The organism is Enterococcus songbeiensis (assembly GCF_005405265.1).
Taxonomy (GTDB): Bacteria; Bacillota; Bacilli; order Lactobacillales; family Enterococcaceae; genus Enterococcus_C; species Enterococcus_C songbeiensis.
In genome coordinates, this window is record NZ_BJDS01000004.1 from 1 (window position 1) to 26,564 (window position 26,564).

The 26,564-nt window shown below is 40.1% G+C and carries 30 protein-coding genes and 2 pseudogenes; 29 read left to right on the top strand and 3 right to left on the bottom strand.

Annotation, left to right across the window (positions count from 1 at the left end):
- Positions 1–280: 280 nt before the first annotated feature.
- From FFM66_RS03125 to FFM66_RS03130, 4 genes and pseudogenes are all read left to right on the top strand, one after another.
- Positions 281–652 carry a hypothetical protein gene (locus FFM66_RS03125; RefSeq protein ID WP_048604759.1) on the top strand — a complete coding sequence of 124 codons (372 nt, stop codon included), beginning with the start codon at positions 281–283 and terminating at the stop codon, positions 650–652.
- A gap of 167 nt (positions 653–819) precedes the next feature.
- The gene (locus tag FFM66_RS11315; RefSeq protein WP_161527004.1) at positions 820–990 is read left to right on the top strand and encodes a hypothetical protein; all 171 of its coding nucleotides are present in this window, start codon (positions 820–822) and stop codon (positions 988–990) included.
- Between the two features lie 12 nt (positions 991–1,002).
- A pseudogene (locus tag FFM66_RS11535) lies at positions 1,003–1,077 on the top strand (hypothetical protein); the annotation flags it as partial.
- A gap of 3 nt (positions 1,078–1,080) precedes the next feature.
- Entirely contained in the window at positions 1,081–1,719 is a 639-nt protein-coding gene (locus FFM66_RS03130; protein WP_161527005.1) for a restriction endonuclease, read from the top strand.
- Positions 1,720–1,797: 78 nt separating this feature from the next.
- Here the strand turns inward: FFM66_RS03130 and FFM66_RS03135 are convergent, their stop codons facing one another.
- The gene (locus FFM66_RS03135; protein WP_171000786.1) at positions 1,798–3,414 is read right to left on the bottom strand and encodes a SulP family inorganic anion transporter; all 1,617 of its coding nucleotides are present in this window, start codon (positions 3,412–3,414) and stop codon (positions 1,798–1,800) included.
- A gap of 349 nt (positions 3,415–3,763) precedes the next feature.
- Here FFM66_RS03135 and FFM66_RS11540 point away from each other — a divergent pair, with 349 nt between their 5' ends.
- The 6 genes and pseudogenes from FFM66_RS11540 (at position 3,764) to FFM66_RS03165 (ending at position 7,961) form a co-directional block, all read left to right on the top strand.
- Positions 3,764–4,000, top strand: coding sequence for a DUF1694 domain-containing protein (locus tag FFM66_RS11540; RefSeq protein ID WP_371851508.1), 237 nt, complete (start codon positions 3,764–3,766; stop codon positions 3,998–4,000).
- Positions 3,993–4,109 (top strand): annotated as a pseudogene (locus tag FFM66_RS11545) (hypothetical protein); the annotation flags it as partial. The gene FFM66_RS11540 and the pseudogene FFM66_RS11545, both read left to right, overlap by 8 nt.
- A gap of 256 nt (positions 4,110–4,365) precedes the next feature.
- Entirely contained in the window at positions 4,366–5,310 is a 945-nt protein-coding gene (locus FFM66_RS03150) for an ABC transporter permease (RefSeq protein ID WP_137604977.1), read from the top strand.
- Positions 5,307–6,263: an iron chelate uptake ABC transporter family permease subunit gene (locus tag FFM66_RS03155; RefSeq protein ID WP_048604763.1), complete on the top strand. Its 957-nt coding sequence runs from the start codon at positions 5,307–5,309 to the stop codon at positions 6,261–6,263. Before FFM66_RS03150 ends, FFM66_RS03155 begins: the two co-directional genes overlap by 4 nt.
- On the top strand, positions 6,260–7,018 hold the full coding sequence (locus FFM66_RS03160; protein WP_137604978.1) for an iron ABC transporter ATP-binding protein: 759 nt from the start codon (positions 6,260–6,262) through the stop codon (positions 7,016–7,018). The genes FFM66_RS03155 and FFM66_RS03160 overlap by 4 nt, the downstream gene beginning before the upstream one ends.
- 10 nt (positions 7,019–7,028) lie before the next feature.
- The gene (locus tag FFM66_RS03165; protein ID WP_137604979.1) at positions 7,029–7,961 is read left to right on the top strand and encodes a siderophore ABC transporter substrate-binding protein; all 933 of its coding nucleotides are present in this window, start codon (positions 7,029–7,031) and stop codon (positions 7,959–7,961) included.
- Between the two features lie 46 nt (positions 7,962–8,007).
- Here FFM66_RS03165 and spxB read toward each other — a convergent pair whose 3' ends face one another.
- Positions 8,008–9,729, bottom strand: a complete 1,722-nt coding sequence (gene spxB / locus FFM66_RS03170; protein WP_137604980.1) for a pyruvate oxidase — start codon at positions 9,727–9,729, stop codon at positions 8,008–8,010.
- A 228-nt stretch (positions 9,730–9,957) separates the two neighbouring features.
- On the opposite strand from spxB, the gene FFM66_RS03175 reads away from it, so the two are divergent.
- The 15 genes from FFM66_RS03175 (at position 9,958) to FFM66_RS03245 (ending at position 22,602) form a co-directional block, all read left to right on the top strand.
- On the top strand, positions 9,958–10,902 hold the full coding sequence (locus FFM66_RS03175) for an alpha/beta hydrolase (RefSeq protein WP_137604981.1): 945 nt from the start codon (positions 9,958–9,960) through the stop codon (positions 10,900–10,902).
- 123 nt (positions 10,903–11,025) lie between these two features.
- A complete protein-coding gene (locus FFM66_RS03180) occupies positions 11,026–11,298 on the top strand; it encodes a (4Fe-4S)-binding protein (protein WP_048604767.1) in 273 nt (90 codons plus the stop codon).
- Positions 11,298–11,573 carry a GNAT family N-acetyltransferase gene (locus tag FFM66_RS03185; protein ID WP_048604768.1) on the top strand — a complete coding sequence of 92 codons (276 nt, stop codon included), beginning with the start codon at positions 11,298–11,300 and terminating at the stop codon, positions 11,571–11,573. The genes FFM66_RS03180 and FFM66_RS03185 overlap by 1 nt, the downstream gene beginning before the upstream one ends.
- 132 nt (positions 11,574–11,705) lie before the next feature.
- Complete coding sequence (secG, locus tag FFM66_RS03190) at positions 11,706–11,942, top strand: preprotein translocase subunit SecG (RefSeq protein ID WP_048604769.1); 237 nt, start codon at positions 11,706–11,708, stop codon at positions 11,940–11,942.
- A gap of 181 nt (positions 11,943–12,123) precedes the next feature.
- A complete protein-coding gene (locus FFM66_RS03195) occupies positions 12,124–12,888 on the top strand; it encodes an alpha/beta hydrolase (protein ID WP_048604770.1) in 765 nt (254 codons plus the stop codon).
- Complete coding sequence (gene rnr / locus FFM66_RS03200; protein ID WP_137604982.1) at positions 12,888–15,212, top strand: ribonuclease R; 2,325 nt, start codon at positions 12,888–12,890, stop codon at positions 15,210–15,212. Before FFM66_RS03195 ends, rnr begins: the two co-directional genes overlap by 1 nt.
- A gap of 14 nt (positions 15,213–15,226) precedes the next feature.
- A complete protein-coding gene (gene smpB, locus FFM66_RS03205; RefSeq protein ID WP_048604772.1) occupies positions 15,227–15,688 on the top strand; it encodes an SsrA-binding protein SmpB in 462 nt (153 codons plus the stop codon).
- 311 nt (positions 15,689–15,999) lie between these two features.
- Positions 16,000–16,719, top strand: a complete 720-nt coding sequence (atpB, locus tag FFM66_RS03210) for a F0F1 ATP synthase subunit A (RefSeq protein ID WP_048604773.1) — start codon at positions 16,000–16,002, stop codon at positions 16,717–16,719.
- 31 nt (positions 16,720–16,750) lie between these two features.
- Entirely contained in the window at positions 16,751–16,963 is a 213-nt protein-coding gene (atpE, locus tag FFM66_RS03215) for an ATP synthase F0 subunit C (protein WP_048604774.1), read from the top strand.
- A gap of 218 nt (positions 16,964–17,181) precedes the next feature.
- Positions 17,182–17,706: a F0F1 ATP synthase subunit B gene (gene atpF, locus FFM66_RS03220; RefSeq protein ID WP_048604775.1), complete on the top strand. Its 525-nt coding sequence runs from the start codon at positions 17,182–17,184 to the stop codon at positions 17,704–17,706.
- A complete protein-coding gene (locus FFM66_RS03225; protein ID WP_048604776.1) occupies positions 17,693–18,238 on the top strand; it encodes a F0F1 ATP synthase subunit delta in 546 nt (181 codons plus the stop codon). The genes atpF and FFM66_RS03225 overlap by 14 nt, the downstream gene beginning before the upstream one ends.
- A 21-nt stretch (positions 18,239–18,259) precedes the next feature.
- On the top strand, positions 18,260–19,816 hold the full coding sequence (atpA, locus tag FFM66_RS03230; RefSeq protein WP_048604777.1) for a F0F1 ATP synthase subunit alpha: 1,557 nt from the start codon (positions 18,260–18,262) through the stop codon (positions 19,814–19,816).
- Positions 19,817–19,830: 14 nt separating this feature from the next.
- A complete protein-coding gene (locus FFM66_RS03235) occupies positions 19,831–20,733 on the top strand; it encodes a F0F1 ATP synthase subunit gamma (protein ID WP_048604778.1) in 903 nt (300 codons plus the stop codon).
- A 26-nt stretch (positions 20,734–20,759) separates the two neighbouring features.
- Positions 20,760–22,166: a F0F1 ATP synthase subunit beta gene (gene atpD, locus FFM66_RS03240; RefSeq protein ID WP_137604983.1), complete on the top strand. Its 1,407-nt coding sequence runs from the start codon at positions 20,760–20,762 to the stop codon at positions 22,164–22,166.
- A gap of 13 nt (positions 22,167–22,179) precedes the next feature.
- On the top strand, positions 22,180–22,602 hold the full coding sequence (locus tag FFM66_RS03245; protein ID WP_048604780.1) for a F0F1 ATP synthase subunit epsilon: 423 nt from the start codon (positions 22,180–22,182) through the stop codon (positions 22,600–22,602).
- 58 nt (positions 22,603–22,660) lie between these two features.
- Here the strand turns inward: FFM66_RS03245 and FFM66_RS03250 are convergent, their stop codons facing one another.
- Entirely contained in the window at positions 22,661–23,305 is a 645-nt protein-coding gene (locus FFM66_RS03250; protein WP_137604984.1) for an HI_0552 family protein, read from the bottom strand.
- 257 nt (positions 23,306–23,562) lie between these two features.
- On the opposite strand from FFM66_RS03250, the gene FFM66_RS03255 reads away from it, so the two are divergent.
- From FFM66_RS03255 to FFM66_RS03270, 4 genes are all read left to right on the top strand, one after another.
- Positions 23,563–23,796 carry a DUF1146 family protein gene (locus tag FFM66_RS03255; protein ID WP_048604782.1) on the top strand — a complete coding sequence of 78 codons (234 nt, stop codon included), beginning with the start codon at positions 23,563–23,565 and terminating at the stop codon, positions 23,794–23,796.
- Between the two features lie 97 nt (positions 23,797–23,893).
- Positions 23,894–25,192 (top strand): UDP-N-acetylglucosamine 1-carboxyvinyltransferase, encoded by a 1,299-nt coding sequence (gene murA / locus FFM66_RS03260; RefSeq protein WP_048604783.1) that lies wholly within the window; start codon positions 23,894–23,896, stop codon positions 25,190–25,192.
- Positions 25,193–25,205: 13 nt separating this feature from the next.
- Positions 25,206–25,382, top strand: coding sequence for a DNA-directed RNA polymerase subunit beta (locus FFM66_RS03265; RefSeq protein WP_069959643.1), 177 nt, complete (start codon positions 25,206–25,208; stop codon positions 25,380–25,382).
- A gap of 409 nt (positions 25,383–25,791) precedes the next feature.
- The gene (locus FFM66_RS03270) at positions 25,792–26,478 is read left to right on the top strand and encodes a 3D domain-containing protein (RefSeq protein ID WP_137604985.1); all 687 of its coding nucleotides are present in this window, start codon (positions 25,792–25,794) and stop codon (positions 26,476–26,478) included.
- The last annotated feature ends 86 nt before the right edge of the window (positions 26,479–26,564 follow it).

Below are 26,564 nucleotides of genomic sequence, written 5' to 3' on the forward strand. Positions count from 1 at the left end.
CCGCCACCTGCGCAAGAGAATTCTTATTCAGCAGAATCTCTGTATAATCATTTAAATAACAAAAAAAGAGAACACCGGAATGCTCTCTTTTCCAGATTTAATTCAAAACAACACTATTTGACAAAGAGCCAAAAGCCTGTGAGAAGAAATTCTCGCAGGTTTTTTTGTGTCAAAATGAGGGGGGGCTATTGAGTATTGATAAGTATAAAAGGTCGGTAGGTAGCCATAAAATTGAAATATGATACTATGTAGGTAACAAAAGCAGAATGGAGGAAAAAATTTGAAAATTATTACTAATAGTAATTGTAATAATTCGCCAAAGAATAAATTTATTGAAACGTATTCAATTAATCTGTTAACAAAGAATCTAACGGAATTACAATTAGACTCAACAAGTCACCTGTCCATAGTCCTGCCCGATGGAAAGGAAATCAAAAATTTAGCAGATCTAGAACAATGGAGCATGGAAGCAGAGACTGTAACTTCTATTGCATCTGTTTCGCATGGAAAGCAAGCCTTCTTCTTAGCGTTATTAACCAATAAAAATAAAGAAAATTATTTTACAATCTATTACGAATTTGAAACATTTAAGGCAAAAAAAATAGAAAAAATAATATTATTTGAAGGACATATGTTGAATAGAATTTCATAAATTGATCTGTTCAATGTGGTAAATATAGGCTTCCCAGTAAAGATAGTTATAGCCACCAGGATTCAAAAACGTCAAAACATCGATGTTTTTGAACCGTGATTTACTTATATTGTTTTGTAAGAAAGCAGAAGTTATGGTTTGTTATCGTTTTGGAGGAGTAGATAGTAGTGAATTTACCGACATACGAAGAATTGTATCCATATACTTTACAAGTATTAGCTGATGGATCACCAAAAGTTGTCAAAGAAATTAGAATAGAAGTTGCAAATGTATTGAACTTAACTCAAGAACAAATAAATTTTCGACTTGAATCGGGAATCATTCAGTTCAATAATTGATTAGGCTGGTCGTTATCTTATTTAAAACAGGCGGGAGCTGTTGTAATCCCTAGTCGTGGAATTTATCGCATTACTGATGTGGGTTATAATTTGCTGAAAGAGGATTTTGTTGATAATAAGAAGTTAATGCAGTTTGAATCCTTTAGAAAATTTAAGAATAAGTCGCGTGGAAATGCTGATACAGAAGATCCAAGCAACGATGAGGAAACTCCTGAAGAAGCAATTATCAGCAAAGTAGCGTTAATTGATGCAGAACTCAGAGAAGATATTCTTGCGAAAATTCTTGAAAACTCTCCCTTTTATTTCGAAAAAATTGTGCTGAAGCTGCTCAATGCAAAGGGATATGGAGACGGTAGTTTATTGACAGTCAAAAGTGGTGATGGCGGTATTGATGGGATCATCAATGAAGATCCATTAGGCTTTCATAATATTTATGTTCAAGCAAAACGTTGGAATCCTACAAGGACAGTTGGACGTCCTGAAATCCAAAAGGTTAAAGGTGCAATGGATGATCGTTACGAAGGTCTGAACCAAGGCGTATTTATTATAACCGCTAAATTCTCTTCTGAAGCAAGAGAATACGGTAATCATTTAAAATTAGCGAAGATTATACTAATTGATGGGGAGAAATTAGCCAAAGAAATGATTCGCCATAAAGTCGGGGTAGACGTTAAGCAAATTATTGAAGCACATGCAATTGATTCGGATTTCTTTACTGAGGATGAGTAATTCGATTTGACCGCAGCTGATAACGTAAGAGAATATATCAAAAAAGAGCTTGGGACTTATGTCCCAAGCTCTTAGGATCTAATATTCTTGATGCAATGCATGAAGTGCATGAGCAACGGTTGGATGTTGGATAGGACGATCCGTATTTTTTTGCCAAAGTTGTTGGAATTGTTTTTCTACTTCTGGCTGCATCGAAGTAAAGACTAATTTTTGATCGTGCAACGCGGCGATTGAAAAGTAATCAGCAAAAGTATCTAACGCGGTCAAGTCGATACTAGGTACACCGCGAAGTGAAAAGATGAGGCCTTCTTTATCTACGACTTGATCGAGTTCTTGTTTTAATTGATTGGTAGACATGAAGAATAATGGTCCAGTAATATAGATAACCGCCCAATCAGAACCGACAGTAGAAGGTGGCAAATTAATTCTTTGCCAATCGATCTCTTCTGTGATGATCGAGATTTTTGCACTTTTAGCGATAAAGAAAATGCAGCTGAAAATAATGCCGATAACAATCGCGATACTTAAATCAAAAATGATCGTACTCAACATCGTAACAGAAAACAGCAACAGCGCGGTTCGATTTTTTTGGAGAATCATCGTTTTGATCGTGGACCATTCATGCATCCGCCAGCTTGTGATAAGCAAGACGCTGGCAAGTGCGGCCATCGGAATCTGTGACATAACTGGAGCAAAAATAATCATGGATAGAAATAAGAAGAGTGCGTGAAAAATTCCAGCCAATCGTGTTTGGGCACCTGATTTGATAGCTACGCTAGTTCGTGCAATTGCTGCCGTTGCGGGAATCCCGCCAAAAAAAGGCAAAATAATATTGCCGATTCCTTGAGCAATTAATTCTTGGTTGCTGTCAAGATCTTTTCCGGTCATTCGTCCGGCTGAAGCACCGCAGAGCAGACTTTCAATCATTCCTAACATCGCGATACTGACTGCGGGAAAAAATAATTGCTTGATTAAGGGAAGATCGATTGCAGCAAGATTCAGTCGTTCATTTGTCAGCAATGAGGTGGGGATCTTGCCCACTTTTGCTACGGGTAATTTAAAAATGAAGGCAGCGATAGTCGCTAGAATAATTGCTGCAAGGGAAGCTGGTAAAACTTGGTTCCATTTTTTGGGATAAAAGATCAATATGAATAAGATGATCAGTCCTAATAATAAAGTAGGTAAATGCGGTGTAAAATCTGTTTTATAACTCAGCAATTTTGCGATAGCTGTCTCGCCGACAGAGGTCGTACCTAAAAAGTTATCGATTTGTCCTAGTGCGATAATAATGGCGATTCCTGAAGTAAAGCCTGTGATAACCGGCGAAGGAATAAAGGAAGTAAGTGTACCTAGTTTGAATAAGCCTGCAAGCAATAACAGGATTCCAGCAATGAAGGTGGCGACTAATACGCCTGCGAGCCCTTGTGCGGCGATGATCCCCATCAAAATGGCGGCCATGGCACCAGTCGGACCAGAGATTTGATAAAATCCTCCAGACAAACTGCCAATCACAACACCAGCAATGATAGCTGTGATCATTCCAGCTGCAGCATCTGCGCCGCTGGAAACACCAAAGGCTAACGCTAACGGCAATGCGACAGCAGCGACCGTCAATCCAGCCAATAGATCTTTTTGCAGTTTGTCCTTTGAATAATGGTGAAACTCTTGTTGTAACAAATTTTTATAACGCTTGATTGTAAAACACTCCTTTTTGAAAATACGACAAAAGCCCGTTTATTGACGGGCTTTTGATAAAAATTTTTTTTAAACCATCTTCAACTATAAGATAATCCAAATAAAAGTACAATGGTTTTTGGATAGTTTTTCTGTGAAAGGGATTTCTTGTTAGCTTGGCAAAGTGTCAGTAAGTTTTTTTCCTTTTTGACATACTGATTTTAAAGAAAAAACTTATTTATAAGGAAGTGAATAGATTGGCAAAAGATGAAGTGCAGCAGTACTTAGATAAAGGACGTTATGGTTCTCGCCACGAATCAATCCAGAGGAGCAGAGAAAATACTTGGGAACATTTCGGGAGCGTTGCTGTGTGAGTATGACCGTAGGAGAGATGCGTAATAAACAAGATCAACAGAATTTGGTCGAAGAGATCAAGCAACATCCTGATGGGAAATTATTGATCAATGGTGCAGTCTCTGAAGAACTGCAACGTGTTTTTAGTGGTCTGGCTTCAAAAAATGCCGCTGATTTTACGATTGTCAATGATGCAACTGCCGAATCAGAAGGGAGTATAAGAGAGTATATAGAAGAAAAAAATCACAGGTAGTACTGACCGTATTGCAAAATACAATCAATTATTACGTATCGAAGGCCAATTGGGTGACGTTGCAGAATACAAAGGTTTGAAATCTTTCTACAACTTGAAAAACAAATAATTATTTTTGAGTGAATGAATCTAAAAGCTTCTCCTTTTACTGTTATCAGAAAAAAGAGAAGCTTTTTTTGTGTCAAAAAGATGATGGCTAGTTATTATAATTGGGCGCATCTTATGAAAGAGAAACTGTTAATGGCTATTATTAGCAAATTTATCAATTTTAATTCAAAATCCTGTTGAATTATTTGTTTTTTTAACATAAACTAAGGTGACGAGAGTGATAATCATTCTCAATTAAAAAAGAAAAGGCAGTGACTATGAAAAAAATCAGTTTTCTCGTTTTGGTGGTATTGTTTTTCGTTTCACTGTTTATCGGTGTCCATGAAGTGACGTTCGCAGATATTCTTGCAGGAAATGAAATAGAATGGTTTTTGCTTATGCAAACACGCATACCTCGTACCATTAGTTTGGTGTTAGCGGGAGGAACATTAGGGGTATGTGGAATGATCATGCAACATATGATGCAAAATCGTTTTGTATCAGCAAATACGATTGGTATGATGGATAGCGCCCGTTTGGGAATTCTATTGGTGATGCTCTTTTTACCCAATCATTCTATTTTGCTTCGTTCTTCGGTGGCTTTTCTTTTTGCTTACGCCGGCGTTTTATTATTTCTGGGATTGCGGCGTTGGCTGCCGAAAGGCGATCAAATGATTCTCCCTCTGACAGGAGTAATGTTTGGCAATATCATTGGTTCGATTGCTACTTTTTTTGCCTATCAATTTCAATTGGTGCAAAACGTTTCTTCCTGGATGCAGGGAAATTTTTCCACTGTCATGCAGGGGAGTTATGAGTTGTTGTATGTGACGATTCCGGTTTTCCTTCTTCTTTATTATTTTGGATACCAGATAACGATTGCAGGTTTGGGAGAAACAACGGCAAAAAATTTAGGAATGAATTACCAAGTGTTGCAATGGGGAATTTTTGCTTTGGTTGCTTTAGGGAGCAGCGCTGTTTTAATCATGGTGGGAAATATTCCATTTCTTGGTGTGGTGGTTCCGAATCTGGTTTCCCTATTCTATGGAGATCATTTAAAAAGCACGTTAGGTATGACAGCCATCACGGGTAGTATTTTTCTTGTATTCTGTGATATTTTAGCGCGAATCATTATCCCGCCTTATGAAGTTCCAGTAAGTGTCGTGGTGGGAGTTCTAGGTGGTGGATTATTCATATTCTTATTGCTTTGGAGGAAACGTAAATGAACCGCTGGTTGAAAAATAAAATGGTGTGGTTGTTTCTGATTCTGTTAGTGTTGATTTTATTTTATCTGACCTACCAGACTTATGGAAATTGGGCGTTTGCCCTGCGTTTACGGGGAAAAAAGATTACCGCTTTTTTATTAGTGGCTGTGGTTTCTTCGATTAGTACCATTGTTTTTCAGACACTAACGAGAAATCAATTTTTGACCCCAGGGATTTTGGGACTGGACAACCTTTATGTCATGATTCAAACGTTGTTGTTCTTTTTTGTAGGCGGTGTCACAATGTTAAGTCAGGAAACGACGAGCTTGTTTTTAGTGAACATCGGAATTATGGCAGTGCTCAGTGTTTTATTTATTGGTTTTTTTATGGACAAGCATTCAGGGGAATTGTTTTTATTATTAATGGTGGGAATGATTGCGGGAACTTTTTTTTCCAGTATCAGCAGCTTTTTACAAGTGATTATGGACCCGAATGAATACGATTTGCTGCAGGGACGCCTTTTTGCCAGCTTCAGCAATGTTCCTAGTCAACATTTGCTCATGGCAGCAGTTTTGATTTTTGGCTGTAGTCTGTTTTTTTGGCTGGTCTCGCCTGAACTAGATGTTCTGCACTTGGGAAGAGATCATGCCGTGAATCTGGGAATTTCTTTGGCGGCCTTTCAAAAGTGGTGCTTGTTGGGGGTCGCTGTAATGACCGGAACGGCCACTGCATTAGTTGGCCCCACCATTTTTCTTGGTTTTATTGTTGCTACCCTCAGCTATCAAGTTTTTCAAACGTTTCATCATCGCCAGCTTTTTATTGGAGGTTTTCTGATTGGCAGCATTCTCTTGATTGGCGGACAATTTTTGGTGGAGCAAGTATTTCAATGGACAACGACTATTAGTACCATCATTCAATTTATCGGTGGAATTTTCTTTATCGGAAAAATTTTGTCAGAGAGGAAACGTGGATGATTTCAACAGAAGGACTTTCAAAAAAATATCAGGGAAAAATGGTCTTGCAGGAGATTGATTTAGAAATTCCTCAAGAGCAACTGGTGGCATTCATCGGTCCAAATGGTGCTGGAAAAAGTACCTTTCTTTCCCTTGTCAGTCGTATCCAACCACAATCAAGTGGAGAAATTTATTTGGATCATGGAGAATTGCGAACTTGGCGATCAAAAGAGTTGGCAAAAAAGTTGGCAATTCTAAAGCAGAGCAATGGCATTCAGCTGAATATCACGGTTCGAGAACTGGTGGCATTTGGACGATATCCTTATAGTCGAGGAAAACTGACCAAAAATGATCAGCAGATTATTCAACAGGCCATCCAGCAAATGTCTTTGCAGGAAATGGCAGAACAATCAATCCATACGCTATCTGGCGGACAACTTCAACGGGTGTACATTGCGATGATTTTGGCTCAGGATACTGAGTATATTTTATTGGATGAACCGCTGAATAATTTGGATCTGAATCACGCCAACCAAATGATGCATTTACTGAAAGATTTGGTTCAAAAGGAAAAGAAAACCGTAGTAATCGTTTTACATGACATCAATTTTGCTGCCGGATTTGCCGATCATATTGTGGCATTGAAGGAAGGAAAACTTTTTGCCTCAGGGCCAACCACGGAAATCATTCAGCCGGAAATCATTAATCGGCTTTACGGAATGAAAATAAAAATTTATGAAATCGAAGGGAAACGCTTTTGCATGTACTTTCAATAGGAGGAAAAAAATGAAAAAAATGATAGTAGGAAGTTTAATCGCAGCCGCCTTTGCTTTGACTGCTTGCGGGAGTCAGGGAGCAAAAGAAAGTGTCGCCGCCAAACCAGCAGAAATAACAGTGACGGCTGCCGAAGGAGAGACCACTATTCCCCTGAACCCAAAAAAAGTAGTTGTTTTTGACAATAGTGCTATTGATACGATGGATGCTTTGGGTGTAGGAGATCGAATCATCGGTGCGGCGACAACGAACATGCCGGATTATTTAGAAGCCTATCAAACAGTGGATTCTGCTGGTGGAATCAAAGAACCAGACTTGGAAAAAATCAATCAGATGCAACCGGATCTAATCATCATTTCCGGTCGCCAGAAGGATTTTGAAAAGGAATTGTCCGCCATCGCCCCTACGCTATTTTTAAGTGTAGATGCAACGGATACTTGGCAGTCAATCCAGAATAATATTTTAATAATCGGAGAAATTTTTGATAAAAAAGAACTGGTAGAAGAAAAAATCACTGAACTTTCACAAAAAATTACAAAAACAAAAGAACAGGCAGAAGCAACTGAGGAGAAAGCCTTAATTGTTTTAGTAAATGAAGGCAGTTTATCTGCTTATGGAATGGGTTCACGATTTGGTATTATTCACGATACATTCGGGTTTCCAACAGCAGATGATAACATCGAAGCCTCTACCCATGGACAAAGTGTTTCCTATGAATACCTGTTGGAAAAAAATCCTGATATTCTTTTTGTGATCGACCGCACCAAAGCAATCGGTGGAGATACGAGTGAAAGTCAGCTTGTTGAAAACCAACTGGTGCAACAAACGAATACCGGTAAAAATGGAAAGGTGATCAATCTTGATCCCCAAGTTTGGTATCTGTCAGGCAGCGGGTTAGAGTCTCTTGAAATTATGTTGGAGGATGTCAATCAAGTTTTTGAGTAAACAAAAAGTCTATGCGAGCTTGAATCGCATAGACTTTTTTTCTCTTTTAGTGAAGCAACTCTGTCAAACTTGGCATGTCGGTCACTTCATAGCGTTCTTGGAATTTTTTGATTTCTTCGGAACTGAATTTTTCGGGATCTAATTCCAGTGCTTCAACAGGCAATGGACGATCATCGGCGATTTTCACGTCGATAACGACAGGACGATCAGAATTTTTCGCTGCTTCAAAAGCAGGTGCTAGTTGATCGTAAGAAGTAATTGTAAAGCCTTTTGCACCTAATGCTTCACCGACTTTACCAAAGTCAGCATCTTGTAAAAGTACGCCAAAATAGGCTTTATTTGTGTCCTCTTGTTCGGCTTCAATGAAACCTAATGAATCGTTCGTCAAAACGATGTTGATGATAGGCAAATTGTATTTTACTTGAGTGATTATGTCTTGCATGTTCATTGCAAATCCGCCATCACCGGAGATTGTAAAGACTTGGCGATCAGGATAGCTTAATTGGGCTGCGATTCCGCCAGGAACACCATAACCCATCGTAGCGAACCAGCCAGAAGTCGTAAAGGCTTGTTTGCCATTCATTTCCAAATGACGCACAGAACTTAAGGTAACATTGCCGACATCGACAACGAAAACTGCATCTTCTTCAGCGATTCGATTGATTTCTTTGAAAACTGGTTCTGGACGTAAAGGAGCACGATCGTCGTCGTAAAAACTATGACGCCATTGATGCCAGTTTTTAATATTTTCCTGATTGGCGTGCAGCCAATGATCCGCCGGACGCGGGTCACCGTTTGCAATCAAGTGCTCAAGTGCCGTAGCGGCATCACCTAAAACTGCAACATCTACTGGATGACGGCGACCAAATTTTGATCCGTCGATATCAATTTGTACGAATTTTGCTTCAGGATTAAAGAAATAAGTACCGAAGGGAAAATTACTACCGACGAATAAAATCAAGTCCGCGACTGCCAACGCTTCATTAGCGGGTTTTGTCGCTACCCGAGCCGCAAAACCTAAAAAGTTTTCATAGGATTCTGGTACGATTCCTTTTCCTAAAACTGCGGAGGCTACCGGCATACTAAAGTGTTCAGAGAAATTTTTGACGGTTTCGAAATGTCCCCGTAAGCCTTGTCCAATATAAAGCACGGGTTGTTTCGCTTCCTTGATCAAAGGCAGAACTTTTGCTAGTTGTTCTTCTGTTGGCATTGGCAGACCTGTTTGATGCGTATGGGCAGTAGAAACAAAGGTATCCTCGATGGCTGCAAAACCATAATCCACAGGAATAGTTACGACAGCGACACCTTTTTGTTCATAGGCAGCTTTGATGGCTTCGTCAATAACATGAGGCAGACTTTCCGGTGTCATCACGGTTCGGTTATAAATGCTGACATCTGCAAACATTGGATTTTCATTTAGTTCTTGAAACGCATTGTAGTTCATTGAAGTCGAAGGAACTTGTCCTAATAATGCTAAAACAGGAACGCTGTCCATTTGAGCGTCATACAGACCGTTGATCAAATGCGTTGCACCGGGACCAGCTGAACCAAATACTGCCCCGATTTTGCCGGTTAATTTTGCATCTGCCGCAGCAGCGAGAGCGCCGGCTTCTTCATGGCGAACTTGGATATATTTCACTGCTTGGCGTTCTTCATAAAGTGCGTCCATCGTTGAGTTAAAGGAGCCTCCAGGAATACCATAAATATGATCGATTCCCCAATCTGCCATAACTTTGACCATTGCGACACTTGCATTGATTTTTGACATAAATGATCACTTCTTTCATGATTTTTATGGTGCCATTGTAATCCTAAAAAATCGTTTGTTCAAACATTCTTACTCAAAGTAAGTAGACTTTTTGGAAACGTTCTTATTACAAGTATATCGTATTTCAAAAAAATTAACTTATTTCAAACATTCACAGGATTAATTGCCGGAACTTGAAAGAAAATGCTAAACTGAAATAGAAAGGCGAAGGGATGAAGGATCATGTGGATGATAGTACTTATTATTGTTGGACTAATTCTCGTGCTGTTTGTGGCGGCAAGATTTTATTTGCGTCATTGGGCACGTTTTTTTACAGATGCTGTTCTTCAACGGCAAAATCAGTGGTATTTAGAAGAAGGGCATCACTTATTGAATCCAGACTGGCAAGCTGGAGAGTTTACTCCGCAAGAGGAGGCGTTTTGGCTCTTGGGAAAAACATGGCGTTGCACAACAGCTGATGATCTGGAATTGAAAGCCAAGGCTTTTGTACAACCGTCGAAAACTTGGGTAATCTGTGTTCATGGGTATCGCAGCAATGGCTTTCAAGATATGTCGGATGTTGCCGCTTATTATTATCAGAAAGGGTATAGCGTGTTAGTACCGGATTTGCGTGCTCACGGTCAAAGTCAAGGAGAAATCATTGGGTTAGGTTGGCTGGATCGTTTGGATTTGATTGAATGGATTCAGCAAGTTTTGACCAAAGAACCGGAGGCGGACATTTTACTGCATGGCGGTTCTATGGGAGCTGCAGCGGTTTTGATGGCTAGCGGAGAAAAGCTGCCGGGAAATGTGAAAGGGTTGATTGCCGACAGCAGTTATACTTCTGTTTACAGCGAATTTTATTGGATGCTGCAACGCTTGACCAAATATCCCGTGAAGCGTTTCATGGTTCTTGCCAACAGCTATGCCAAAAAAATAGCCGGTTATTCCTTGCGACAAGCATCTGTAACGCGACAATTGGGTAGCAATCATTTGCCGGTTTTATTTTTACAAGGGGCAACAGATCAGTTTGTACCGGTAAAAGAAACCGCAACCTTGATGGAGGCCACCGCGGGAGAAAAAATCTTGAAGATTTTTGATAACGCAGGTCATTTACAAGCAAAAGAATTGTATCCGGAAGAATACTGGCAAACCATCGAAGATTTTATCGCTGATTATTTAGAAATCTCTTGATAAGACAGCGAAATAATCGCTATCCATCGATTTAATTGTTCTAGCAACTGTCCTTGGAACAATTAGTTGTCACTTTTGAAAGTTACTGTTAAAATGTAGGCAAAAGTGAGGAGGCGCTGGGTGATGGAGGGAAATAAAATCGGCTCGGTTGAAGTAACAGAAGAGACGTTATTAGCAGAAGGGTATCGCAAATACTCTGGCGAAACCGTAGATATCTATTACAATAAAGAGATTTGTGCCCACGTAGGAAATTGTGTTCGTGGAAATCCAGAAATATTTGAAGTAGGCCGCCGTCCGTGGATCATTCCGGATAATGGGATTGCAGATCATGCGGTTCAGGTTATTAATACCTGTCCAACAGGAGCGCTCAAATATATTCGAAGGGACGAAAAGTAATGGAAATCAAAGAAGAAAAAAATCGGTTTGCTTTGTACAATGACGAAGGGGAAGAAATCGGTGAAATGACCTGGGCAGATGCAGGAGAAGAAATCATGATCATCGATCACACCTTTGTTGATCCAACCTATCGCGGGCAAAAACTGGCGGAAAAATTAGTTCGCAGTGGTGTCGATAAAGCACGTCGCGATGGTCTGAAAATCATACCGCTGTGTCCGTTTGCCAAAAAAGAATTCTCCGAAAAAAGCGAGTATCAGGATGTTTTGCGAAAATAAACGATAAAAACATGTAGTGAGTCTGTTGATCCTTGTCAACAGGCTTTTTTGAAAGACATCTTTCTATGGAAAAAAAAGCAAGAGTATGCTATCTTATAAAGGATGACTTCTAAAATTGAGGAGGACAGTTTTGTGTATAATTTAATTGTCGGAGTAGTAATTGTTTTATCTATTCTAATGGTCATTGCGATCATGATGCAACCAAGCAAACAAAATAGCGCAGCAAGTGCTTTTACCGGCGGTGCAGATCAGTTGTTTGGCAAGCAAAAAGCACGGGGATTTGAAGCCGTGATGCAACGCTCAACAGCAATCATGGGTGCTGTATGGTTGATTTTACTTTTTGTATTAGTGTATCTATCTTCTCATTAATCAGAGAAGAAGTCAGGATGAGCAAGAGGTTCATTTCTGAGAATAAAACCAATAGGTGAAGCACAAATCAACAGAACGATTGACTTGTGCTTCACTTTTTTTATGCAAAAAAATCCTTAAATGCGAGAAGCTGAGTGCTTTAGCAAAAGTATGGTAAAATTGGGGTTGCGAGGTGGAACAAATGGGAGTAAAACAAAATTTACCAAAAACACTTTTTAGTGAAAAAGGGCCACGAGCAGTTTTACTGCTGCATGCGTATTCAGGCAGCCCAAATGATGTGCGGATGCTGCATCGCTTCTTAGAAAAACACGAGTATACGGTCTATTCACCGATGTTTAAAGGACATGGTACGCTGGAACCGCTAGATATTTTACAAGAATCACCGGAGATCTGGTGGGAAAATGTACTAGAAGCTCTTGCGTTTTTAAAGGAGAAAGGGCATCAGCAAATTGCTGTGTTCGGTTTATCTATGGGCGGAATTTTTGCGATGCAGGCATTGACGACAAAAGATCGTGCAATTATTGGTGGTGGGGCGTTTTGTTCGCCAGTCTTAAAAACAAACAATACGGTACCGGAAAGTTTTGTGACTTATGCACAGCAAGTGTACAAGTATAGTCAGCTTACAGAAGCGCAATTGGCAGACAAACTGGCAACAATAAAATCTGGTGTAGCACAGCAATTAACTACCATCGAAGCATTTGGTGAGCAAACAGGAAGTCAGTTGGTCAATACGAATAGCCCGGTTTTCTTGGCACAGGGGGGGAAAGACGAGATGATTGATCCGAAAACGGTCTTTCAAACCGCTCAGCAACTCCTGCAAACCAAATTGACCTTGAAATGGTACCCTAACAGTGGACATGTAATCACTGTCGATCCCGTACATAAAAACTTTGAGCGAGATGTACTGGACTTTATCGAAGCACTCGCTTGGAATGAGGGAAATTAGTGAAGAATATTAAAGAAAAAATTTTGCTGTTTATTGAAGAAAACAGTAAAAAAAGTTTTTCAGCTGAAGAAATCGCTGAAGGACTGCAGTTACAAAAAGGGGAAGATTTTAAAGCCTTAGTGCAGACAATTGCCCAAATGGAAAGAGAAAAAACTCTCGTATTTACTAAAAAGGGAAAAATCAAATTACCGCAGAAACAAATTTTAGTCGAAGGGATTTTCCGAGGAAATGAACGAGGCTTTGGCTTTGTAACGGTCGATCCAGAGGAAGAGGATATTTATATTCCTAAAGAAGCAACGGGTTACGCAATGGATGGGGATACTGTCGCAATTGATATCATGAAGCCATCAGATCCTTTTGGAGATCGGGGAGCGGAAGGAAAAGTCGTGGAGATTCGACGACGGAGTATGACACAAGTCGTTGGTGAATTTACCCTGTTTCCAGAAGATGAAATCAAGGAAACCGATTTGTATGGGGTAGTAGTTCCCAAGGATAAAAAAATCAGTCACTTAAGTGTGTACGTTGCAGCAGAAGGCGTCCGCCCTGTAGACGGCAACATTGTGATTGTGGAGATTTCTCATTATCCGGAAAAAGGGTATGCTACTAGTTTAGAAGGTATCGTCAAACGAGTAATCGGACACAAAAATGATCCTGGAATGGATATCTTGTCTATCGTTGTAGCCAATGGAATCCCTACTCAATTTCCGGAAGAAGTTTTGACAGAAGCTGATCAAGTCGCCGATCAAATTGATCCAGCTGATTTTCCAGAACGTCGAGATTTGCGGAATCAACAAATCGTTACCATTGATGGTGAAGATGCAAAGGATCTGGATGATGCGGTTACGGTGCGCAAATTAGAAAACGGCAATTATTTTCTAGGCGTCCATATTGCGGATGTTTCTTATTATGTGACTCCTGACAGCAAGTTGGATGGCGAAGCATTCGAACGGGGAACCAGTGTCTATCTGACGGACCGTGTAATCCCTATGTTGCCGCAACGGCTTTCTAATGGCATCTGTTCGTTGAATCCTCATGTTCCTCGGCTGACAATGAGCTGTGAGATGGAGATTGATGCTGCCGGAAAAATCGTTTCCTATGATATTTTCCAAAGTATCATTCAAACAGCAGAACGGATGACCTATACGGCAGTTAATGAGATTCTTGCAGGAAAAGAAGAAACTCGAACCCGCTACGCAAAATTAACAACAATGTTTGAAACAATGGCAGAATTGCATCAGATTTTAGAGACAATGCGGACCAATCGCGGAGCTGTCTCATTTGAAGATCGTGAAGCAAAAGTTTTGGTTGATGAGAAAGGGCATCCTTTAGATATCCTTCTTCGTGAACGAGGTATTGGAGAGCGGATGATTGAATCCTTTATGCTGGCAGCCAACGAAACAGTGGCGCAACATTTTTCCAAACAAAAATTTCCCTTTATTTATCGTATTCACGAAGAACCAAAAGAAGACAAATTGCGTCGCTTTTTCGATTTTGCCGCTGCAGTCGGTTTAGTCGTCAAACAGTCCAAAGGGTCAATCACACCTAAGGATCTGCAAAAGGTAGTGGAAGATGTCGCAGATAAGCCGGAATCACCGGTGATCAATACCATGCTATTGCGGAGCATGCAACAAGCCAAATACTCCGAAGAAAATTACGGGCACTACGGATTGGCGGCGGAATATTATACGCATTTTACTTCCCCAATTCGCCGATACCCAGATTTGATTGTTCATCGCTTGATTCGTTCCTATACAGAGGATTCCTCAGAAGAAAATCAGCAACAATGGGCAGAAAAATTGCCGGATATTGCTGTGCATAGTTCTCAAATGGAGCGTCGGGCAGTTGAGGCGGAACGTGAAGTTGACAGTATGAAAAAAGCCGAATTCATGGCGGATCATATTGATGAAGAGTACGATGGAATCATTAGTTCCGTCGTGAAATTTGGTATTTTTATCGAGCTGCCAAATACTATTGAGGGTATGATTCATATCAATGCACTGAAGCAGGATTACTTCCACTTTATTGAAAATCATTTGGCCTTGGTAGGAGAACGAACGGGATTGACCTTTAAAATTGGTCAAAAAGTACGAGTCAAAGTCGTGAAAGCTGATCCGGAAACACGGGAAATCGATTTTGAGTTGTTGTCCGCTGAAGAAGTCGAACCAATTCAGCAAGCCCGTAAAAAACCAAAACGGCGTAAAGTAGGCAGTGATGAGAAAAAAGAACGCTCTTATAATAAGAACCGTGGCGGCGCAAAAGGAAGTATCAAAGGAAAGAAAAAGAAGAAGCCATTTTATAAAGGCATCAAGAAAAAAGGTAAATAACTGGAGGTGGACCTATGCCAAAAGGTGAAGGAAAATTGATTGCGCAAAATAAAAAAGCACGCCATGACTATACCATCGTTGATACGATGGAAGCCGGAATCGTTTTGCAGGGAACGGAAATCAAATCGATTCGTAATAGCCGAATCAATTTAAAAGACGGTTTCGTTCGGATCCGTAATGGAGAAGCTTTTTTATCAAATGTGCATATCAGCCCTTATGAACAGGGGAATATTTTTAATCATGATCCACTACGCACACGGAAATTATTGCTTCACAAAAAGCAGATTGCCCGGCTAGTGGGAGAAACACAAAGCAACGGTATGACGATCGTTCCCTTGAAGGTGTATATCAAAGACGGGTATGCCAAAGTTTTGATTGGGTTAGCAAAAGGGAAGAAACAATATGACAAGCGGGAAACGCTGAAACGAAAAGATCAAGAAAGACAGATCAAACGTGCCCTCAAAAATTTCTCATAGAATTCTTATAATGTTTTTTTTCAAATCTGATGGTTATTGCTTTCTAAAGTTGATGATTTTTGATAGCATTTACTCAGAAGATACTTGTATATCAACTTCCAATTTCAGGAAAGAGGATACATTATCTTTTCTTATTATACCTATTTGAAAATGCTATTATTCAAATGAGCAAATTTGTCTAATTTTTGCTGAAAATGTTTTGAAATTTTTCAGTGGTGGTGGTATGATACCGATTGGTTATCAACCTACTGGCATTACAGCAATTATTAACCAGAAGTCTCTGGAACTTGTGGGAAAAGAGGTGAGAAATATTGGAAGACAAATCACTAATGTTTCATATTGGTCCAATTTGGTTTGACGGTACGGTGACCTTGATGGTAGCAATCACGTGTATTATCGTATTCGTCTTAGTTTTTGCCTGTACGAGAAATCTGCAGCTCAAACCAAAAGGCAAACAGAATTTTATTGAATGGGTGATCGACTTTGTCCGCGGGATTCTTTCTGATAACTTACCCGGAAATGAAGTCAACAACTTTCACTTGCTTTCATTGACTATGTTCCTGTTTGTTTTTGTTGCCAATGAAATTGGACTTGTGACAAAAATCGTGACTCGTGATGAGATCACTTTTTGGAAAAGCCCAACTGCTGATCCATTTGTAACACTTACTCTTGCATTGATAATGATCTCTTTAACGCATTACTTTGGGGTAAAGAAATTTGGATTAAAAGGGTATATTACGAATTCTTATTTTAAGCCGGTCAGTTTTTTACTGCCTATCAAAATTATCGAAGAATTCACAAACGTAATCACATTAGGATTGCGTCTCTATGGTAATATTTTTGCGGGTGAGGTTTTATTAGGCCTGATCGCAAGTATGATGAACCAAGTCGGATGGATTTCTTTACCTTTCGTTATCCCTCTTGAAATGATTTGGATCGGTTTCTCATTATTTATTGGTGCCATTCAGGCATACGTGTTCGTCACTTTATCTATGGTATTTATGAGCCATAAGATTGAGGCAGAAGAATAAACTAGGACTTACAATTAGGAGGAAAAAAATTATGAATTTTATCGCAGCAAGTATCGCAATCGTCGGAGCAGCAATCGGGGCAGGTTATGGTAACGGAAAAGTTATTTCTAAAACGATTGAATCTATGGCACGCCAACCAGAAATGGCAACACAATTACGTTCAACTATGTTTATCGGTGTAGCGCTAGTCGAAGCTGTTCCTATTCTAGGTGTGGTTGTTGCTTTACTTCTAGTCTTCCGTTAATTAAGAAGAGAGGCAGAACTGTTTGATATCCGTGTTCTGCTTTTTTGCATGATTCTTGAGACAGACAATTTTGAAGAAAAACAATTTTCACTGAAAGTATGAACAGGATGTCAGTTCCCCTTTTTCCATGATGTTTAATGGAATGAGATAGGGCGTCTGGAATGTGGAAGGGATTTTGAAAAAATTTCCTACCTGAATATGAACAAGGAGATACGCTTATGCTAAATCAGCTGGTACTTGCGGAAGTCCAAAATACAATGCTTGGTAATATAATCACTGTAAGTGGAGCTTTCGTTATTTTACTCGCGCTGTTGAAACACTTCGCTTGGAGTGCAATAGCCGATTTAATGAAAAAAAGAGAAGATAAGATCGCCAATGATTTAGATTCAGCAGAAGAATCGCGGATTAATGCTGCTAAACTTGAAGAGAAGCGTCAGACACAATTGATGAGTTCTCGTTCAGAAGCCGCTGAAATCATCAAAAACGCGAAAGATAGTGGAGAATTGAGCCGTCAAAATATTTTAAATGAAACCAAAGACGAAGTGATCCGCCTAAAAGAAAAGGCAAAATCCGATATCTCTTTGGAAAAAGAAACAGCTTTAAATGCGGTGAAAGACGACGTTACGACGCTTTCTTTGCAAATAGCTGAAAAAATATTAAACAAAGAGCTTTCTCCTGAAATGCATGAATCTTTAATCAATCAATACATTGAAAGTCTAGGATCATCTAATGAAACTAGATAAATTCACAGTTGGTAAACGTTATGGCAGAGCGCTGTTTGAACTGGCGGTCGAAGAACAGCAGTCAGAAACTGTTTATCAAGAACTTGTATCGTTACGCAATGTTTTTCAAGAAATTCCGGATCTGGGTAATATTCTGAGTGATGTCCGTTTGGATTTAACTAGTAAACGTACGATCATGGAGCAAATCCTTCAAGAATACAATGGGATCGTTAAGAATTTTCTCGAAGTCGTTTACCGCTACAATCGCATGGATGATCTTATCTTGATTATCGATGAATATGAGCGTCGGTATAACGAAGCAAAAAATGTGATCTCAGGAACCATCACGACTGCCGTAAAATTAACTGAGAAGCAAAAAGCGCAAGTAGCGGTGAAAATCGCTCAGCGTCTTGGTTATGAAAAAGCGGAGTTGACGGAGCGTGTTGATCCAGAAATAATCGGCGGTGTGATCGTTGAGGCAAACCATCAAGTCATTGATGGCAGCATCAGAAACCGTTTGGAAGGTTTGCGCACCCAATTACGCAAACAATAGATATGTAAAGAGGTGAATCGAATGGCCATCAAAGCTGAAGAAATCAGTGCCTTGATCAAAGAACAAATCAAAAATTTTCAAAGCGAATTAACAGTTGAAGAAATCGGTACCGTGACCTATGTCGGAGACGGTATTGCTCGGGCTCACGGTCTTGAAAATGCCATGAGTGGAGAACTGCTTGAATTCTCAAACGGTTCTTACGGTATGGCACAAAACTTAGAAACAAACGATGTCGGGATCATTATCCTTGGAGATTTTGAAACCATTCGTGAAGGTGATAAAGTAAAACGAACTGGAAAAATCATGGAAGTTCCTGTTGGGGAAGCGATGATTGGACGAGTCGTTAATCCATTAGGACAACCTATTGATGGATTAGGAGCAATCAATACGGACAAATCACGTCCAGTGGAAGCTTCAGCACCAGGCGTTATGCAACGGAAATCCGTTTCTGAACCAATGCAAACTGGGCTGAAAGCCATTGATGCCCTTGTACCAATCGGTCGTGGACAACGGGAGTTAGTCATTGGTGACCGGAAAACCGGGAAAACGTCGATTGCTGTAGATACAATCATCAACCAAAAAGGTCAAAATATGATTTGTATTTATGTTGCAATCGGTCAAAAGGATTCAACGGTTCGGGCACAAGTTGAAACCTTGCGCAAATTTGGTGCAATGGATTATACGATCGTGGTCGCTGCCGGGGCATCTCAACCAGCACCATTACTTTATATCGCTCCATATGCAGGTACTGCAATGGGTGAAGAATTTATGTATAACGGCAAGCATGTCTTAATTGTCTTTGATGACTTGTCAAAACAAGCGGTCGCTTATCGTGAACTTTCGTTGCTGTTACGTCGGCCACCAGGTCGTGAAGCATATCCAGGGGATGTTTTCTATCTGCATTCTCGTCTATTGGAACGTGCTGCAAAATTGAGTGATGAATTAGGCGGTGGTTCAATGACTGCCTTGCCATTTGTTGAAACACAAGCAGGAGACATTTCTGCCTATATTCCAACCAACGTAATTTCTATTACAGATGGACAAATTTTCTTAGAAAGTGATTTGTTCTATTCAGGTGTTCGACCTGCCGTAGATGCTGGATTGTCCGTTTCACGTGTAGGAGGTTCCGCGCAAATCAAAGCAATGAAAAAAGTTGCCGGTACATTGCGTTTGGACTTAGCCAGCTATCGTGAACTAGAAGCCTTCACACAGTTTGGTTCTGATTTGGATGCTGCAACGCAAGCCAAATTAAATCGTGGACGTCGAACAGTAGAAATTTTAAAACAAAAATTGCATGCACCACTTGCTGTTGAAAAACAAGTCATCATTTTGTATGCACTGACACATGGATTTATTGACAGTATTCCAGTGGGAAGTATTTTGGATTTTGAAGAATCACTTTTTGAATATTTAGATGCCAACCATCCAAATATTTTCGAAACGATTCGTGAAACCAAAGATTTACCAGCAGAAGAAACCATCGATGCAGCCATCAAAGAAGCAAAAGAAATCTTTATGGCATCAAATGCGAATACCTCTTCTGCACAGGAAAAAATGTCAACAATCGAACATTCGTAAAGAGGTGAATAAACATGGGTGCTTCTCTAAATGAAATCAAGCAACGCATTGCTTCTACTAAGAAGACCAGTCAAATCACCAACGCCATGCAAATGGTCTCTGCTGCAAAATTGACGAAATCAGAAGCTCACTCGAAGCAATTTCAGGTGTATGCTTCAAAAGTCCGGGAAGTCGTAACCCATTTAACTGCCAGTCAAATCACTGACATCAATAAGGAAACGAATAAAGAAGGTCTTGATTTCAACAGCATGCTGATCAGTCGTCCGGTTCAAAAGACTGGTTATATCGTGATTACATCCGATGGAGGATTAGTAGGCGGTTATAACAGCTCGATCTTGAAACAAATGATGACGATGCTGGCAGATGACCATAAATCTCCAGATGAGTATGTCATGATTGCAATTGGCGGAACAGGTGCAGATTTTTTCAAAACGCGAGGCGTCAATCTTGCTTATGAATTGCGGAATCTTTCGGATCAGCCTAGCTTTGAAGAAGTACGTAAAATCGTGACAATGGCAACAACAATGTATCAAAATGAAGTTTTTGATGAATTGTATGTTTGTTACAATCACCACATCAACTCATTGACCAGTCAGTTTCGGGTAGAAAAAATGCTGCCCATCACTGATTTAGATCCAGAAGAAGCACAAACCTATGAGCAAGAATATATGTTTGAACCTTCGAAAGAGGACATCTTAGACCAGTTACTTCCACAATATGCGGAAAGTTTGATCTATGGGGCGATCGTTGATGCAAAAACTGCAGAACATGCTGCTGGAATGACCGCAATGAAAACAGCAACAGATAATGCAAAAAATATTATTGATGATTTGACGATTTCTTATAATCGCGCACGTCAAGGGGCAATTACCCAAGAAATTACCGAAATTGTCGGCGGTGCCTCCGCACTAGAATAATTTCGAGAATGAATGGAGGAAAACAAATGAGTTCAGGCAAGATTGTTCAAGTAATCGGTCCCGTTGTTGACGTGGAATTCTCGTTAGATCAATCCTTACCAGATATTAACAACGCATTAGTTGTTTACAAGAATGACGAAAAAAAAACAAAAGTCGTTTTAGAAGCTGCCTTGGAACTTGGCGATGGTGTCATCCGAACTATCGCTATGGAATCGACAGACGGCTTGCAACGGGGAACGGAAGTCATCGACACAGGTAGTTCGATTTCTGTACCAGTTGGGAAAGAAACTCTAGGTCGTGTATTCAATGTTTTAGGAAATACGATCGATTTGGAAGAACCGTTTCCTGAAGATGCAAAACGCAGCGGAATCCACAAAAAAGCGCCAGATTTTGACGAATTAAGCACAAGTACCGAAATTTTAGAAACAGGAATCAAGGTCATTGATTTACTTGCTCCTTATCTAAAAGGTGGGAAAGTTGGTTTGTTCGGTGGTGCTGGTGTTGGTAAAACCGTTTTGATCCAAGAATTAATCCACAATATCGCACAAGAACATGGTGGTATCTCCGTGTTTACCGGTGTTGGGGAACGAACTCGTGAAGGAAATGACCTTTACTTTGAAATGAAAGAATCCGGCGTTATCGAAAAAACCGCCATGGTGTTCGGACAAATGAATGAGCCACCTGGTGCCCGGATGCGGGTTGCGTTGACCGGCTTGACGATTGCGGAATATTTCCGTGATGTAGAAGGCCAAGATGTGCTGCTCTTTATTGATAATATTTTCCGTTTTACTCAAGCTGGTTCAGAAGTTTCTGCATTGCTAGGTCGGATGCCATCTGCCGTTGGGTATCAACCAACGCTAGCAACTGAAATGGGGCAACTGCAAGAACGGATTACTTCAACGAAAAAAGGTTCCATTACATCCATTCAAGCAATTTATGTTCCTGCCGATGACTATACGGACCCTGCACCGGCAACGGCTTTTGCCCATTTGGATGCAACAACCAACTTGGAACGTAAATTAACTGAAATCGGGATTTATCCTGCGGTTGATCCATTGGCATCTTCTTCAGGTGCTTTGGCTCCGGAAATTGTTGGGGAATTGCACTATCAAGTAGCGACAGAAGTACAGCACGTACTGCAACGCTATCGTGAATTACAAGACATCATCGCTATTTTAGGGATGGACGAATTATCCGATGAAGAAAAAACATTGGTTGCTCGTGCGCGGAGAATTCAATTCTTCCTTTCACAAAACTTCCATGTGGCTGAAGAATTTACCGGATTACCGGGCTCTTATGTTCCGGTTGCCGATACAATCAAAGGATTTAAAGCTATTTTAGATGGTAAATATGATGATCTTCCAGAAGAAGCCTTCCGAAATGTAGGACGAATCGAAGAAGCGGCTGAAAAAGCTAAGAAATTAGGTTACTAGAAAGGGGTGCCCCATGGATAACTATTTGACAGTTAATGTGGTAACTCCGGCTGGACTCGTTTATGATCACCATGCAAAAATCGTTGTGGCGAATACCTCTAACGGTGAGATTGGGATCATGGCAAAACACGCACCAATCATCGTGCCTTTGAAAATCGATGAAGTTCGTGTCAAGCGAACAGATTCTGATACGCACGTGGACTGGATTGCAGTGAATGGCGGCATTATGGAAGTTCGAGACAATATCGTTTCCATTATTGCTGATAGTGCCGAACGAGAACGGGACATTGATGTACCTCGTGCTGAACGAGCAAAACAACGTGCAGAAAAACTGATTGAAGAAGCCAAGCAAGTTGAAGATGTCGACCAATTACGACGGGCGACAGTCGCATTGCACCGCGCAATCAATCGGATCAATGTTTCAAAACACGGCTGATTTCTAAAAAAGCCTACTCACTAAGGGATTTCCTTTCGTGAGTAGGCTTTTTGCGATTCTAATCGACTAATTTTTGGTAAAGAGGGTACAACTCTGTTAAATAGGTTGCAATTTTCTGTTCGACGTTTTTGATTTCACCAGCGGGAAGTTGCACACCTAGTTGGAAAGTAGATACTTCCAATCCTTGGGTAAATTCTTGTTGCCGCTGTGTCGAAGCAAGGTAATCGGCTAAGGGAAGATGATCGTTTAATTCAGACTCTTCATTGGACCAAATAAAATAAGTTGTTTCATCAATCGTTTTACTCCAATCAGTTAATTCCTCTAAAAGCTGATTGTAGCGTTTTTTTGAGAGTTGCTTTTCATCACTCTTATAATGCTGATACATTAAATAGATTTGCAGGTTCTTTTTATTCAAAAGAACAGCAAGACAAGGGGCTTGTTTGAGTCGATCGGCGCCACGTAATGCACACCAGAAATGATTCCGCAAATTCCAACCATTCGTCCAACTTTCGATTTTTGGTTTTCCCAATTCGACAGTCAGTAATTCCTTACTGGCCAAGTTAACCGCCTTCCATTTATCCCAGACTGTTTTATACTCATTTTTCAGCTGTTCAATCTCAGCTTCTGTATAGGTAAGTTTCAATTGTTTGAAAGCAAAAGTTTCACGATCAAATAACTGAAAATCTTGATTTGTCAATTCCATAAACTCAGTTCCTTTCACTTTAGGTGCCTTTTTATTATAACAATTTTTACTCTAGGAGGGAAAAGATTATAAAAAAATGATAGATTCCAATAATTAGAAAGCTTTTTTTTTGAATAAAACGCGGAATCTCGGGTTTTTCTTCAAAAAAGACTTTTAAAAAACCGTTTAAAGACTGAAAAAGTGAAAAGTATTTTTTTTAATTCGTATTTTATGTTATTATTTATCTATCGTAAATTTTTTGAAAAAGGAGACAGAAAATGCAAGTTTATGGAATCGATGCAATCGTTCGAATCGTTAGTCATCTCGCATTTATTTATCTCGCTTTTTGGTCTTTACGTTCATTGCGGATCGAGACATTTTTTAAACCGCTGTATACCACACAAATTCGGATGGTCCTTGTGTTTATCGCTATTGCACTTGGGTATGGCGCAAGTTCCTTTTTTTTGGAGCTGATGGCGTTAGTCAGAAATCTCTTTTTGATGATTCAGTAATCGATTAAAAAGGGTCCTTTTCGTTGGTAATTGTGGTATAATAAAAAAGATTTTGAGTGAAATAATTCGCTCAGAGCATATTCTGGAGGGAATTTTAATGGAAGAAATTATTGTTCAAGGCGGGAATCAACTACGAGGAACAGTAAAAATCGAAGGTGCGAAAAATGCCGTTTTGCCGATTTTGGCTGCAACGTTGCTGGCTGAAGAAGGCGTTACAACTTTAGATAATGTCCCTATTTTATCCGATGTTTTAACGATGAATGAAGTTATTCATCACCTAAATGCGGATGTTTTTTTTGATGAAGAAAAAAATCGAGTGACTGTTGATGCTTCACGGTCATTAAGTGTAGAAGCTCCTTATGAACTGGTTAGTCAAATGCGGGCCTCTATCGTAGTTATGGGGCCATTGTTGGCTCGTAATGGTCATGCGAAGGTTGCAATGCCAGGAGGATGTGCCATTGGTAAACGTCCGATTGACTTGCATTTAAAAGGATTCCAGGCGTTGGGTGCAAAGATTATCCAAAAAGATGGTTATATCGAAGCAATTGCTGATGAATTAGTTGGAAATATGATTTATTTGGATTTTCCAAGTGTTGGTGCAACGCAAAATATTATGATGGCAGCTGTCAAAGCAAAAGGAACGACAGTCATTGAAAACGTGGCTCGCGAACCAGAAATCGTTGACTTGGCTAATATCTTAAATAAAATGGGTGCACGAGTATATGGTGCAGGGACAGAAAAAATGCGAATCGAAGGTGTCGATCATCTTCATTCAGTAACCCACTCTATCGTTCAAGATCGAATTGAAGCAGGGACCTTCATGGTTGCAGCGGCGATGACGGAAGGAAATATCTTGATTCAAGATGGTATCTCTGAACACAACCGTCCATTGATTTCGAAATTATCTGAAATGGGTGCGCAAATCATTGAGGAAGAAGAAGGTTTGCGGGTAATCGGTCCGAAGCATATCAAACCTACTGATGTGAAGACGATGCCGCATCCAGGTTTTCCAACAGACATGCAGGCACAAATGACTGCAATCCAAATGTTGGCTGAAGGAACGAGCATCGTGACAGAAACAGTCTTCGAAAATCGTTTCCAACATCTGGAAGAAATGCGTAGAATGAATGCCCATGTGAAAATCGATGGAAATATTGCAGTAATCGAAGGCGGACATGCGTTGCAAGGCGCATTGGTGTATGCAACAGATTTACGCGCAGCAGCAGCGTTGATTTTATTAGGGCTACGTTCAACAGGAATAACTCGAGTTCGTAATTTGAAATACCTTGATCGTGGTTACTACAAATTCCATGAAAAATTAGAAAAATTAGGTGCAAATGTGGAACGGGTCGCTGTGGAAGGAACATCTGCCAAAGCTCCAGTTACAAACGCATAAGGGAAGTGCATGAATGAGGACGAATCGGTATGTCTTAACAACGTTGATCAAGATATTTCTTGTCATTTTGCTGGCATTTATTCTTTTTATTGTCGGTACGATGATTGGCTATGGCGTCATCGGTGATGGAATGCCCCTGAAGGTCTTCAATCCGCAATTATGGACGCACATTCTTGACTTTATGAAATAATTTTATCCTTTGAAAGGGCTAGACAGTTTTACTGTCTGGCTCTTTTTGTGAAGAAATCGTTTTATTCTTCTGACTTATTTGTAAAAAATATGTAATATTGGCGTTTTTAAAGTGATTTTTTAGAAAATGAAGGTCAATATTGGTCTAAATTTTCCTTTTTTGAATTGTTTCGTCGTTGAATAATAATCTTCTTTATTTTTAATTTTTTTTGTTTTTTTCCTGTTATAATGCTTTTTGTTTATGGTACGATTCTCATTTTCATGAAAGAGCACTGAGAATATTTCTTTTATGACATTTTAGAAAAGGGTTTCATCATTTGTGTTAATGAGCCTTAATATCCTCGTAACCTACGACTGTTTCTTCCATGCTAAGATACATCTCGTACGAAATTAGGAGGAAAATATTAACTATGAAGACACGTTTAATTCCTGTTATGATGACTGCAGCCGTATTAGCAATCGGAAATATTTTACCGGTATACGCTGCTGAAACCCAAGATGAAAAAACAACCATTGATACAGAGATTGTATCAAATGATTCTGCAAAAGAATTATCCAGCTCTTTACTGGCGTTGACTGCAAATGGCGAAGCCGTAGCTGCAGTGAAAGCTGATATTGCAGCAAAAGAAAAAGCCGCAGCTGAAAAAGCGGCAAAAGAAAAAGCTGCAAAGGAAAAGGCAGCGAAAGAAAAAGCCGCAGCCGAAAAAGCTGCGAAGGAAAAAGCAGAACAGGCCGCAAAAGAACAGGCCGCGGAAGAAGCGAAGGTTGCCGAGGAAGCAGTGGCAGAAGAAAGCCAACCAAGTGGTCAAACAATGGTTATGGAATCAACTGCGTACAGTTCTGACCCGGCGGATGCTTTAGGCGGAGGAACCGTAACAGCAACGGGACAAAATCTACTAGAAAATCCAATGGCGGTTGCAGTAGATCCCAGCGTAATTCCTTTAGGGACTCGCCTTTATGTGGAAGGCTATGGGGAAGCTTATGCGGTAGATACAGGTTCAGCGATTCAAGGAAATATTATTGATGTCCACTTTCCAACAGCCGCAGAGTGTAACTCTTGGGGTCGTCGCCAAGTGACAGTAACCATTTTGAGCTAACAATCAAAAGGATGAAAGTCTCAGTTAAAAGCTGAGGCTTTTTTTGTTTAAAATTTCAGAAGGAACGTGTTTAGGACTTGTTTCTC